This is a genomic window from Nitratireductor sp. GISD-1A_MAKvit, assembly GCF_040819555.1.
In the GTDB taxonomy this organism is placed as follows: Bacteria; Pseudomonadota; Alphaproteobacteria; order Rhizobiales; family Rhizobiaceae; genus Nitratireductor.
Genome location: NZ_CP161920.1, coordinates 373,974 through 386,591 on the forward strand (window position 1 = coordinate 373,974; position 12,618 = coordinate 386,591).

The following is a 12,618-nucleotide window of genomic DNA, read 5'->3' on the forward strand; positions in this document are numbered from 1 at the left end:
GCGGTGCAACATGCGCATCCGGCAAGCTCGACGCAAGCAGAACCTCAGTCGTGCGCGCTTTGATCTGGGGAAAGCTGTGCGATGATTTCCTTCACCGCCTGACGCGCAGCATCCATACCCTTGCCCGTGTCGATGATGAAATCCGCTCGCCTGCGTTTTTCGGCATCGGGCACCTGTCGGCTGAGGATGGCAGCAAACTTTTTCTCTGTCATTCCCGGGCGCGCAAGGACACGCCGGCGCTGCTCCTCCGCCGGGGCCGTGACAACAACGATGCGGTCGACACGATCTTCGCCATCTGTTTCGAACAGGAGTGGAATATCGAGAACGATGACAGGCGTTGCCATTTCACGATGTTTTTCAACGAATGCGTCGGCATCCCGCCGCACGAGCGGATGAACAATCTTTTCCAGCGCCCGGAAGGCTTCGGGTTGGCCCACAACGGCTTTGGCCAGCCGCTCACGATTTACAACACCTTCCACGACCGTACCGGGAAACCGGGCTTCGATCAGCGGTGCAGCCGAACCGGAATAGAGCCGGTGAACGGCAGCATCGGAATCGTGCACCGGCACACCCAGCTCTTCAAACATGCGACCGGTGGTGGATTTCCCCATACCGATGGAGCCGGTGAGGCCGAGAACCAAAGTCACGTTTCCACCCCATCGGAGAGAACATGCCGGCGTAGCGTCTCGGTGACCTCCGGCCGTACGCCGAACCAGCGCTCGAAGCCGGGCACGGCCTGATGCAGCAGCATGCCCAGCCCGTCGACCGGGGTGAGCCCGCGCGCCTCGGCTGCCGCGAGAAGATCGGTCTTGAGCGGAGCATAGACAATGTCGCTGACAACCGCGCCATCGGGCAGCGGATCGAGCGAAATCTCAAGCGGCGGCTTGCCGGTCATGCCAAGCGCGCTCGTGTTGACGAGGAGTTGCGCGCCCGGCAGTAGCGCCGGCAACGCGTCCCACCCATGAGCCTGAACACCGCTTCCAAACCGCTGCGCCAGATCCTCGGCTCTCTCAACGGTGCGGTTGACCACGTGGATTTTCCCGTATCCCGCCATCTGGATGGCATGGATGATCGCACGGGGCCGCACCGCCGGCCCCCAGAACGACCGCCGTCTCGCCATCAGTCCAGCCTGGCGCACCGGCGCTCAGATTTGCGGCAAACCCGTATGCGTCCGTATTTCCGCCGATGAGCTTCCCGTCTTCGAACCACAATGTGTTGACAGCGCCGATCATCTCGGCCGCTTCATCGCGGGCATCGACGCCCTCAAACGCCGCTTCCTTGTGCGGGAGAGTGATGTTCCCACCCGCATAGCCGGTTCGGGAGAGGCTGCCGAGAAATGCCGGGAAATCGAGCGGTGCGACATCCAGCTTTTCATAACTGCCGTCGATGCCATGCTCGTGAAGCCAATAACCGTGAATGAGCGGTGAGCGGGAATGGGCTATGGGATGCCCGCAGACGAAAGCGCGAATTTCAGCCATCGATGGCTCCAAGCGAACGCAGTTCGGCCAGAAGCGGCAGGAGTGGCAGCCCGACGATGGTAAAGGTGTCGCCTTCGATCTTCTCGAAGAGCTGAATGCCCTCACCCTCGATCTGATAGGCGCCGACGCTTTGCAGCGCCTTTTCCCCGACACTGGAAAGATGCCTGCCGATGAAAGCGGGATCGAGATCGCGCATGGTCAGGCGTGCAACGCCGACATGCCGCCAGATCACCTCGCCATCCCGCGCGATCACCACGGCACTGTTGAGCTGGTGTGTGCGCCCGGAGAGTTTGAGAAGATGCCGACGTGCGCCCTCCATGTCGCTCGGCTTGTGAAACACCTCATCGCCTAGCGAAAGCGTCTGGTCCGCACCAATCACGAACGCGCCGGGTTCTCTCTCTGAAACTTCGATGGCCTTGGCCTCGGCAAGCACCTGGGCCAGCATTTCGGGATCTGCGCCGCTGCCTTCCAGCGTTTCTTCCACGGCCCGCTCATCGACCGTGGAGCGCTCCACCTGGAACTCCACACCCGCATCACGCAGCATTTTTTGTCGGAAAGCGCTACCCGACGCCAAAACAATTGCGGGTCTGTCAGTCATGTCGTTGCCCTCTGTTTTCTCGTGATTTTGCATATAACGCGAGGATGGCGGCTGCGGTTTCCTCGATCGACCGGCGTGTCACGTCAATCACCGGCCAGCCATGGCGGCTGCAGAGCTGGCGGGCATAGGCAATTTCGCGCGCAATGGTGGCGCGATCCGTGTAGGGATTGAACGCCGTCTCATCGACCGATCCCAATATGCGGTTCTGCCGGATCTGTGAAATTCGTTCGGCAGACGCGACAAGCCCGAGAATGAGAGGGCGTTTGGCCTGGCTCAATGCTTCCGGCAGTTTCATGTCGAGCACGATCGGAACATTCGCCGTCTTCACCCCGCGATTGGCCAGGTAGATGCTGGTCGGTGTCTTCGACGTGCGGGAGATGCCGACAAGAATGACATCCGCCTCCTCGATGTCCAGCGGAAGCTGCCCGTCATCATGCTCCATGGTGAAGTTGAGCGCGTCGATGCGATGGAAATACTGAGCGTCCAGCACATGCTGCGCACCCATGCGCCGGCCCGCCGGCGTTCCCAGATAGGACTGGAAAACCATGAGCACCGGTTCCAGCACGGAAACACTGGGCAGACCCAGCGCCGCGCAGCCTTCATCCACCTGTCGGGCCAGTTTCTGATCGACCACCGTATAGAGCACGATGCCCGGCTCACGCTCGACCTCATCGAGCACACGGACAAGCTGCTTCTCATTTCGAATCATCGGGTAGATGTGCTCTATCGCCCGCGCGTCCTTGTATTGCGCGGCTGCGGCCCGTCCTGCGGCGAGGAGAGTCTCTCCGGTCGCATCAGAAATCATGTGAAGATGGAAGAAGCGCTGCGGCTGTTGCACGGTTATTTGTCCCGCCATGTGGATGCCTGTTGATAACGCGGCCACCGGGAAATGGCGAGGCCGTGCCTCTTGATAACTCCATGGAGTCTTCCACAGCCGAGCCCTGTGTGGATTGCGATCTGCTCATGTGGAGAACAATCGACAAATCGGGGACCTTCCTTCGCTGTCCACCGGGAAGGCATCAATGCAAACATGACAGATGATTGATTCCTAACGCTGAATCCCTTTTGTCCCCGCTATTATGAAATTGTGCGGTACGATAGGGCGCGGCAATAAGACCGAGCGGATCGAGCGCGAAACCGTGGACAGAATTGAATCCACATTACAAACAGAGTCTAAGAAATAGAAGAATCTTCAAATCTGAAATTATCTTTTTAAACCTGACTGTGGAGCAGCCTGATGGGGCAGCGAAAAATCCTCGACGTGCTTAGAGGCGAGACGGTGTTTCCGCCTCCTGTATGGATGATGCGCCAGGCTGGGCGGTATCTGCCGGAATACAGGGAAACAAGGAAAAAGGCCGGAGGGTTCCTGGACCTCTGCTACAATCCCGATCTTGCGGTGGAAGTGACGCTACAGCCCATTCGGCGTTTCAACTTCGACGCTTCAATCCTGTTTTCCGATATTCTGGTGGTTCCGCATGCCCTTGGCCGGGATCTCCGTTTCGAAGAAGGCCGGGGTCCGCTTTTGACACCGATCGACGCGGCCGGTATTGCCAGGCTCGAAACCGACGGCTTTCACGATCACCTGGCGCCGGTCTATGAAACGGTGCGTCGGCTTCGCAAGGAGCTTCCCGAGGAAACCACGCTGCTCGGTTTCTGTGGTGCGCCCTGGACGGTCGCGACCTACATGATCGCCGGACACGGGACACCCGATCAGGCGCCCGCGAGGATGTTCGCTCTGGAGCAGCCAGAAGCTTTCTCCGCGCTGATCGACTGCCTTGCCGACTGTTCCGCCGAGTATCTTATCCGCCAGATCGACGCCGGCGCGGACGCGGTTCAGATTTTCGATTCCTGGGCCGGGGTTCTCGATGAGATGTCGTTTGAGCGGTGGTGTGTGCGGCCCATGGCGCGGATCGTTGCGAAGGTTCGCGAAAAGCATCCCGATGTGCCGATCATCGGTTTTCCGAAAGGCGCGGGCGCGCAATATGCTGGCTATCGCAGAATGACCGGCGTGACAGCGCTGGGGCTCGACTGGACAGTTCCGCTGGACACGGCACGGCGCCTGCAGGCCGATGGCGCGGTTCAGGGCAATCTGGATCCCCTGCGTCTGATTGCAGGCGGAGACGCGCTCGACGAGGGTGTGGACAAGATCGTTGAGGCCCTGAGGCATGGGCCGTTCATCTTCAACCTTGGCCACGGCATCACGCCGAAGACGCCGGTTGAGCATGTGGAAGCGATGCTGAAACGGATACGGGAGGCGGAGTAATGGTTTCGAGCGACACGGGTGGCAGAAAAGCTGCAGGCAGGGCCTTTGCGGCGCTGGCGATCTTCATCGGACTGACAGCGCTTCTGTTTTGGTATGATCCGTCCGGTTTCTATCTCTGGGCGAAGGCCATTCACGTTATCGCGGTGATTGCCTGGATGGCAGGCATGCTCTATCTGCCGCGCCTGTTTGTCTATCATGCCGATGCCAAGATCGGCTCGGAGACGTCGGAAACCTTCAAGGTGATGGAACAGCGCCTCCTGCGGCTGATCATCAACCCGGCAATGATTGTGACCTGGGTTTTCGGGCTCTGGCTTGCCTGGAGTGGTTTCGGCTTTTCCGGCGGATGGCTGCACGCCAAGATCGCACTCGTTCTGGCCATGTCGGGCATGCACGGCTATCTGTCGGCTTCCGTTCGCCGCTTTTCCGCCGATCAGAACTCCCGGCCGGCACGTCATTGGCGTATAATGAACGAAGTGCCGACGGTCCTGATGATCGTGATCGTGGTTCTTGTGATCGTGAAGCCCTTCTGATAGGGCTTCCGGCAGCTGCCTTTGATAGGGAACTGACGAAGCCGTCTTGCCCTTTGGCTGCGACGGCGGTAAGAGTCGGTTCCTTCCTTTCGTCCGGTTCCACACATTTCTCTCACATTGCGTGAGCCGGCAGGCCTCAAATACGCCTACCCCTGTCCCCATCTTTTGTTTGCCTTTCCAGAGTCCGCACATGCAGGAAATGAAACTCCAAGAGCTGAAAAGCAAATCGCCAACCGATCTCATAGCGTTCGCTGAATCGCTTGAGGTCGAGAACGCCAGCATCATGCGCAAGCAGGAGCTGATGTTCGCGATTTTGAAGAAGCTCTCCACCCAGGATATCGAGATCATCGGTGAGGGTGTCGTGGAAGTGCTGCAGGATGGCTTCGGCTTCCTCCGCTCTGCGACCGCCAATTATCTCCCCGGTCCCGACGATATCTACATTTCGCCTTCCCAGATCCGTCGTTTTTCGCTGAAAACCGGCGACACGGTAGAAGGTCCGATCCGTAGCCCCAAGGAAGGTGAGCGCTATTTTGCCCTTCTGAAGGTCAATACGATCAATTTTGAGGACCCCGAAAAGATCCGTCACAAGATCCATTTTGACAACCTGACACCGCTCTATCCCGATGAGCGGCTGAATATGGAGATCGAAAACCCGACGACCAAAGACCTGTCGGCGCGCGTGATCGATCTGGTTGCACCTCTGGGCAAGGGCCAGCGCGGCCTCATTGTCGCGCCGCCGCGCACCGGTAAGACCGTTCTGTTGCAGAACATCGCCCACTCGATCACGTCGAATCATCCCGAATGTTTCCTGATCGTTCTTCTGATCGACGAGCGTCCGGAAGAAGTGACCGACATGCAGCGCTCCGTGAAGGGCGAAGTGATTTCCTCGACCTTCGACGAGCCGGCATCGCGGCACGTTCAGGTGGCTGAAATGGTCATCGAGAAGGCGAAGCGCCTGGTCGAGCATGGGCGGGATGTTGTCATCCTGCTCGATTCGATCACCCGCCTTGGCCGCGCCTACAACACGGTCGTTCCATCCTCTGGCAAGGTTCTGACCGGTGGTGTGGATGCCAACGCCCTGCAGCGCCCGAAGCGCTTCTTCGGCGCGGCGCGCAATATCGAGGAGGGCGGTTCGCTTACCATTATTGCCACGGCGCTCATCGATACCGGCAGTCGCATGGACGAAGTGATCTTCGAAGAATTCAAGGGAACCGGCAATTCGGAGATCGTGCTCGACCGCAAGGTGGCCGACAAGCGCATCTTCCCGGCGATCGACATCCTCAAGTCGGGCACGCGCAAGGAGGACCTTCTTGTTGCGCGTCAGGACCTGCAGAAGATCTTTGTTCTGCGCCGCATCCTCGCGCCCATGGGCACGACCGATGCGATCGAGTTCCTCAACGACAAGCTCAAACAGACCAAGATGAACGCGGAATTCTTCGATTCCATGAACACCTGATGGGAAGAACTACGGGCCGCAGGGTCTTGTGGCCTCCCATTATGCATGCAGGAAACGGCATCACGAGTAGCTCGTGGTGCCGTTTTCCGATGCACCGGCTTGAAGGTTCTGCCGTGATCAATGTTGCTTCAGGGCGCGTTCGAGCTCTTCTGACGTATGAATGGGTGGCAGACACGTCTGGCCGATGCACAGATAGGCCGCGGGTGTGCCTGGATCGATCTCAACACCGTCCGGCAGTGGGCTCGCTCGACCGGAGTCCGACACGACAATGTCGAATCGTCGGGGATCGATGGTTCGATTCGCTACCGGAATGAATCTGGATCCTGATGGATCGTCCACCATGATCAGTTTCAACGGCTGTTCTGCCAGCGCCGATGCATGGATGATGCCCGCCTGCCCATAGGTGAGCGTTCCGGCCCTGGCGAGTGCACGCTCCACAAGGCTGGAAAGCCGGTCGCTCCCGACCTCTCCACCGAGTACGGAAAGGGCGAGCAGCGCTTCAATCACCTGACCGGTGGCGGAGGGCAGGGCTTCATCCACATCTCCCCGGATCCTCATCGGAACATCGGTGGCATCTTGCGCCGTGAGGTAATGCCCGGTGCCTTCTTCATCGCCGTACCATGAATCGAGCTGTTCGTGCCAATTTCGAGCGTGACTCAGATAAAATGCATCGTTTCTGGCCTGATAAAGCGCCGCAGCCGCGCTGATCATTGCCGCGTAATCGCTGGAGAGGCCGGGAAAAAGGCGATTGTCATCGCGAATACTGTGGGGAAGCCGCCCATCCTCCATCGATTCGCATACGAAATAAAATGCCTTGTCGGCGGCCGCGATCCAGTCCTCGCGATTCAGCGCGCGTCCCGCATTGGCCAGGGCCGAAATCGTCATACCGTTCCAGTCCACGAGTATCTTGTCATCACGTTGGGGCTGAGGCCGCCGGTCACGATGTGCGAGCAGTTCGTCGAGCATATCGCGCAATGCCGTTTCCGTTGTGTCGTCGCGATATGCCGCATGGCTGCGCCGATGAAGAATGGGGCGACCCTCCCAGTTTTCCGGTCTGGCAAGAGAGAATGTCTCGAAGAAACTTGCGGAGCGGTTGCCAAGTATCCGCTCGATCTCGGCTTCATCCCAGAGATAGGTTTCGCCTTCGACACCGCTCGTATCGGCGTCAAGACTGGAGGCGAAAGCGCGGTCTTCGATGCGCATCTCACGAAGAAGCCAGTCGACCGTTTCTTCCATCCTTACGCGAAAAAGCCCGTCTCCCGTGCGCCCGTATGCCCAGCACAACATTTGAAGGAGCTGCGCATTGTCGTAGAGCATCTTCTCAAAATGCGGGACGAGCCAGTCGTCGTCCGTTGAGTACCGTGCAAGGCCACCACCCACATGATCGTATATGCCGCCCGAAAGCATGGCTTTCAAACTCTCGCACACCGTGTTCGCGTGCACCGGTTCACCCGAGAGCAATGCGTCCAGCCAGAGGACCCGCATGAATGGAGCGTTGGGAAACTTCGGCGCGCCCCGTAGCCCGCCCCTATCCTGATCCATCATCCTGTGGATGTTCGATGCGAGCGCGCCAAGCGTTTGACGCGGCGCTTCAACGGTACCTGATGACCGCGGTGAAAGACGGCTTCTCACATGCTTGTCGAGCGCATTGGCGCTCCTGATGAGTTCGTCCTTCTTGTCGGTCCAGGCGGATTTCACGGCTTCGAGTACCTGCAGAAATCCTGGTCTTCCGTAGCGCTGCTCGGGTGGGAAATATGTGCCGCCCCAAAATGGATTTCCATCGGGATCGAGGAACATCGTCAGCGGCCAGCCTCCCTGTTCGCCAGTGGCGGACAATGCTGCCATGTAGATCTGATCGATCTCCGGGCGCTCCTCTCGATCAACCTTGATGTTCACGAAATATCGGTTCATCGCATCCGCGATTGGCTGATTTTCGAATGATTCGTGCGCCATCACATGGCACCAGTGGCAGGCCGCGTATCCCACAGAAAGCAGAATGGGCTTTTGCAGCGTCCTGGCTTCTTCCAGCGCAGCAGCCGACCAGGGTCTCCAGTGCACCGGATTGTCCTTGTGCTGCAGAAGATAGGGGCTCGACTCTTCGGCAAGAAGGTTTTTTTCGGGCAGTGGCATTTGGCTTCCTTGCACATTCGATCGTTATGGAAAATACCTTGCAGTACGGTAGGGCGCTTTGGAAACGAGGGCAAACAGATGCGGGAAACGATATTTGCACTCTCGAGCGGGGGATTGCCATCGGGAGTCGCGGTGATAAGAATTTCCGGCACAGGCACGCGTGACGCCGTTCTTGCACTCATCGGTGAATTGCCGGAACCGCGCAGAGCAACGCTGCGGGTTTTGCGCACACACTCGGGTGAAGTTCTCGACAAGGGACTTGTTCTGTATTTCCCCGGACCGCACAGTTTTACTGGTGAGGATTGCGCGGAGCTTCATCTTCATGGTGGGCGTGCCGTTGTTCAGGCTGTGCTCGAGACACTCGGGAGGCGACATTCATTCCGCCTTGCCGAAGCCGGAGAATTCACCCGGCGAGCGTTCTTGAACGGCAAGCTCGACCTGACCGAGTCCGAAGCGCTCTCCGATCTCATTTCTGCAGAAACCGAGGCACAACGCCGGTTCGCTCTTGGAAATTCAGAATCCCGGCATCGGGAGCTTTACGACGGTTGGCGCAGGGCATTGATCGAGATCCGCGCCATGATTGAAGCGGAGCTCGACTTTTCGGACGAAGAGGATGTCCCCGATACGATTTCAGGTGGGGTGTGGCATAAGCTTTCAGAGCTAAAGACCTCTCTGCAACAGCACGCGGCGGGATATCGCCGGGCCGAGATCATCCGGCACGGCTTTCGGGTTGTTATCCTGGGAGCGCCCAATGCGGGAAAATCCAGCCTCCTGAATGCGCTCGCCAGCCGCGACATTGCAATCGTGACCGATGAGCCGGGAACCACCAGAGATGTTCTAGAAGCGCAGCTGGACATCGATGGGATGAAAGTGATTGTCACCGATACCGCTGGTATCCGTGATAATCCGGGACGTGTGGAACGTCTCGGAATCGACAGAGCCATCGATCGAGCCGGCGAGGGCCGATCTCATCCTTATGCTGGCGGACAGCACGGATCCGGTTTTGGTCAAGGGTCCCAGTGGCGTGCCGCATTGTCGGATAGCCAACAAGATTGACATTCTATCCGAGGTCAATCAGTCGATTGGCTATGATTTTTACATATCTGCGATGACTGGGCAGGGCATCGATACCCTTCTGCGTCACATCGGGGAGCGCGCACGCGAAGCGTCGGACAGTGCGCGGGAAATATTGCCCTTTCGCGAAAGGCACGTTCATCTCATCAATCAAGCGAGCGCACACACCGAAACTGCGCTCTCGGATACGGCGATGCCGCTGGAGCTTCGCGCAGAGGAACTACGGCTAGCGGCAGACGCACTGGGCAGGATCACCGGCAGGATCGATCCCGAAGACCTTCTCGATTCCATTTTCTCGCAGTTCTGTATTGGCAAATGACTCACGTGAAACACTGATGTGAACGCGTTCTCCGTGACTCACGTGAAACATTGGCCAGGAAGCCAGGCGATGACTCACGTGAAACATTGCAATGAACGCGACCGAATTCATCGACCCTGTTTCACGTGAAACCACACGGGCTGATCACTTGACTGCCGGTTCATAACAGGACATGTCTCCCGTGAGCCGGATGACGTGCGACACTCCCTCCCACTTGCTCGTCCCGGGATATCGAACATGCGGATTCAAGCAATGCAAAACGAAACCTTCGACGTCATAGTGATCGGTGGCGGACATGCCGGTGTCGAGGCCGCTTCCGCCGCGGCTCGGAGCGGTGCTTCAACAGCGCTAGTGACGCTCAGTTTCGAATCGATTGGCGTGATGTCCTGCAACCCGGCGATCGGCGGGCTCGGCAAGGGTCATCTCGTCCGTGAGGTCGACGCACTGGATGGACTCATGGGCCGCGCCGCAGATGCTGCAGGAATTCAGTTCCGGCTACTCAACCGCAGAAAGGGCCCAGCGGTGCGAGGGCCGCGAACACAGGCAGACCGGGGCCTGTACCGAGCGGCCATTCAAAGAGCGGTGAAGGAACAGCAGAACCTGAGTGTTGTCGAAGGCGAGGCCCTTGAGCTAACTGTCAGGCAGGGGCGAGTCCATGGAGTCGTCGTATCGGGGGAGCGCAGTCTTTCCTGTGGGGCAGTGGTCCTCACCACGGGCACCTTCCTGCGTGGACTGATTCACATCGGAGAGAAGACCTTTCCGGCGGGCCGGATGAATGAACAGGCGGCAGAGCGCCTCTCCCTGTCGATGGAGGCAGCGGGATTCCGCCTTGGCCGGCTGAAAACCGGTACGCCTCCGAGGCTTGATGGCAGGACGATCGACTGGCAGTCCCTCGACATGCAGCCAGCGGACAAGGATCCAGTGCCGTTCTCCTTATTAACGGACAGAATCGACAACCCGCAGATTGAATGTGGCATCACCCGCACCAATGGCGCCACCCATGCAGTAATCCGCGACAATCTTCATCGTTCCGCGATGTATTCCGGTGCAATCGATGGCGTGGGGCCGAGATATTGTCCTTCGATCGAAGACAAGATCGTCAAGTTTGGCGATCGCGAAGGGCATCAGATCTTTCTCGAGCCGGAAGGTCTGAACGATGACACGGTATATCCCAACGGCATATCCACATCGCTTCCGGAAGACGCTCAGCGTGTACTGCTGCAGACCATTCCCGGTCTGGAAAAGGCGCGGATGCTGCAACCAGGCTATGCCATTGAGTATGATCATGTTGATCCCAGGGACCTCAACCCCACGCTGGAGACTCGCCGGGTCGCCGGGCTGTTTCTCGCCGGCCAGATAAACGGTACCACGGGTTATGAAGAGGCTGCCGCGCAGGGGCTGCTCGCCGGGCTGAATGCGGCACGTGCCGCTGCAGGTGGAGAGGGTATCACGCTCGGTCGTGCAGATGCCTATATTGGCGTTCTGGTCGACGATCTTGTTTCGCGCGGTGTGAGCGAGCCTTATCGGATGTTCACCTCCCGTGCGGAATACCGGCTTTCTCTCCGCGCCGACAATGCTGACGCACGGCTCACACCCCTCGCGATCAAGCTCGGAATCGCTTCATCGGAGCGTTGCAGCCGGTTCGAGGCGCTGTCGTGTGGGTTGGAGTCAGCATTGAGTCTGGTGAAAAGCCGCGATCTCAGTCCCAATGAAGCTGCCAGGTTTGGGATTTCGCTGAACAGGGATGGTGTGCGCCGGTCGGCCTTTGATCTTCTGTCCTATGCTGATATAGACATGAAAAGGTTGAGCGAGATTTGGCCGGAACTGACTGATATTCCAGCGAATCTTGCTGAGAAGATCGAAACCGAGGCCCGTTACGCAGTCTATCTCGAACGACAGGGGCAGGATGCTGCAATGTTGCGTCGGGAGGAAGAGCGGCTTATCCCTGAAGATATATGTTTTGACTCGATTCCGGGCCTCTCCAATGAGCTCAAGCACAAACTTGCGGCGCGGCGCCCGCGCAGCATCGCGGAGGCCCAGAGAATCGATGGAATGACACCGGCAGCGCTGGCCTTGATCATAGCGATGCTTCGGCAGGCAGAGCAGCAACGGGGCGCGGCCTGATGTCTGACACGGTTAGATTTGAACAGCTTACAGCCGTCGCTGGATCCGTTTCACGTGAAACATTTGATCGCCTGAACGCTTTTGAAGCAATATTCTGCCGCTGGTCTCGGCGGATCAATCTCGCGGCGCCATCGACGCTTTCCACGCTCTGGGAGCGGCATGTTCTCGATAGTGCGCAGTTGCTACGGCTGGCACCAGATGCTGGATACTGGCTTGATGTTGGCTCTGGAGGTGGGTTTCCCGGTGCCGTCCTCTCCATCCTGCTGGCGGAAAAGCCCGGGGCGCAGGTTCACCTGGTGGAAAGCAATCGAAAAAAGGCATCATTTCTGGTCGCGGCACTCAATGAAGTTGGCGTCCAGCCGCGTGTTCATGCCCGGCGCATAGAAGATTGCCATGACCTGATTCCCACCCCGGAGATCGTGACCGCCCGCGCGCTTGCCCCGCTACCGCTGCTTCTGGAGCTTACCGAGCCCTGGTTGAGGCAGGGGGCAAAGGGGCTTTTTCACAAAGGTCGGGATTACCGGCGAGAAGTGGAAGAAAGCGGTGACGTCTGGCGATTCGATCTGGTAGAACATGAAGATAAGGTTGATGCGGCGGCTGCCATCCTTGAAGTTTCCAACCCACGCAGGGTGTAGGTCGGCATGAC

General features: G+C 58.5%; 9 protein-coding genes and 2 pseudogenes. 6 read left to right on the plus strand and 5 right to left on the minus strand.

Features of this window, described 5'->3' with window-relative positions:
• Positions 1–44: 44 nt before the first annotated feature.
• From coaE to AB2N04_RS03025, 4 genes and pseudogenes are all read right to left on the minus strand, one after another.
• Positions 45–647, minus strand: coding sequence for a dephospho-CoA kinase (gene coaE / locus AB2N04_RS03010; protein ID WP_367716940.1), 603 nt, complete (start codon positions 645–647; stop codon positions 45–47).
• Positions 644–1,478 (minus strand): annotated as a pseudogene (locus AB2N04_RS03015) (shikimate dehydrogenase). Before AB2N04_RS03015 ends, coaE begins: the two are co-directional and overlap by 4 nt.
• On the minus strand, positions 1,471–2,076 hold the full coding sequence (locus AB2N04_RS03020) for a Maf-like protein (protein WP_367716941.1): 606 nt from the start codon (positions 2,074–2,076) through the stop codon (positions 1,471–1,473). The pseudogene AB2N04_RS03015 and the gene AB2N04_RS03020 overlap by 8 nt, the downstream one beginning before the upstream one ends.
• The gene (locus AB2N04_RS03025) at positions 2,069–2,914 is read right to left on the minus strand and encodes a pyruvate, water dikinase regulatory protein (protein WP_367716942.1); all 846 of its coding nucleotides are present in this window, start codon (positions 2,912–2,914) and stop codon (positions 2,069–2,071) included. The genes AB2N04_RS03020 and AB2N04_RS03025 overlap by 8 nt, the downstream gene beginning before the upstream one ends.
• A gap of 399 nt (positions 2,915–3,313) precedes the next feature.
• Here AB2N04_RS03025 and hemE point away from each other — a divergent pair, with 399 nt between their 5' ends.
• The 3 genes from hemE to rho all read left to right on the plus strand — a co-directional run bounded on the left by hemE (position 3,314) and on the right by rho (position 6,325).
• On the plus strand, positions 3,314–4,339 hold the full coding sequence (gene hemE / locus AB2N04_RS03030) for a uroporphyrinogen decarboxylase (protein WP_367716944.1): 1,026 nt from the start codon (positions 3,314–3,316) through the stop codon (positions 4,337–4,339).
• Entirely contained in the window at positions 4,339–4,869 is a 531-nt protein-coding gene (gene hemJ, locus AB2N04_RS03035; protein ID WP_367716946.1) for a protoporphyrinogen oxidase HemJ, read from the plus strand. Before hemE ends, hemJ begins: the two co-directional genes overlap by 1 nt.
• Positions 4,870–5,059: 190 nt before the next feature.
• Complete coding sequence (gene rho / locus AB2N04_RS03040; protein WP_367716948.1) at positions 5,060–6,325, plus strand: transcription termination factor Rho; 1,266 nt, start codon at positions 5,060–5,062, stop codon at positions 6,323–6,325.
• Positions 6,326–6,442: 117 nt separating this feature from the next.
• Here rho and AB2N04_RS03045 read toward each other — a convergent pair whose 3' ends face one another.
• Positions 6,443–8,455 carry a thioredoxin domain-containing protein gene (locus tag AB2N04_RS03045; protein ID WP_367716949.1) on the minus strand — a complete coding sequence of 671 codons (2,013 nt, stop codon included), beginning with the start codon at positions 8,453–8,455 and terminating at the stop codon, positions 6,443–6,445.
• Between the two features lie 78 nt (positions 8,456–8,533).
• Between AB2N04_RS03045 and mnmE the strand changes: the two are divergent.
• From mnmE to rsmG, 3 genes and pseudogenes are all read left to right on the plus strand, one after another.
• Positions 8,534–9,848 (plus strand): annotated as a pseudogene (gene mnmE, locus AB2N04_RS03050) (tRNA uridine-5-carboxymethylaminomethyl(34) synthesis GTPase MnmE).
• A 252-nt stretch (positions 9,849–10,100) separates the two neighbouring features.
• Positions 10,101–11,972, plus strand: a complete 1,872-nt coding sequence (gene mnmG / locus AB2N04_RS03055; RefSeq protein ID WP_367716951.1) for a tRNA uridine-5-carboxymethylaminomethyl(34) synthesis enzyme MnmG — start codon at positions 10,101–10,103, stop codon at positions 11,970–11,972.
• On the plus strand, positions 11,972–12,607 hold the full coding sequence (gene rsmG, locus AB2N04_RS03060) for a 16S rRNA (guanine(527)-N(7))-methyltransferase RsmG (RefSeq protein ID WP_367716953.1): 636 nt from the start codon (positions 11,972–11,974) through the stop codon (positions 12,605–12,607). Before mnmG ends, rsmG begins: the two co-directional genes overlap by 1 nt.
• Positions 12,608–12,618 lie beyond the last annotated feature (11 nt).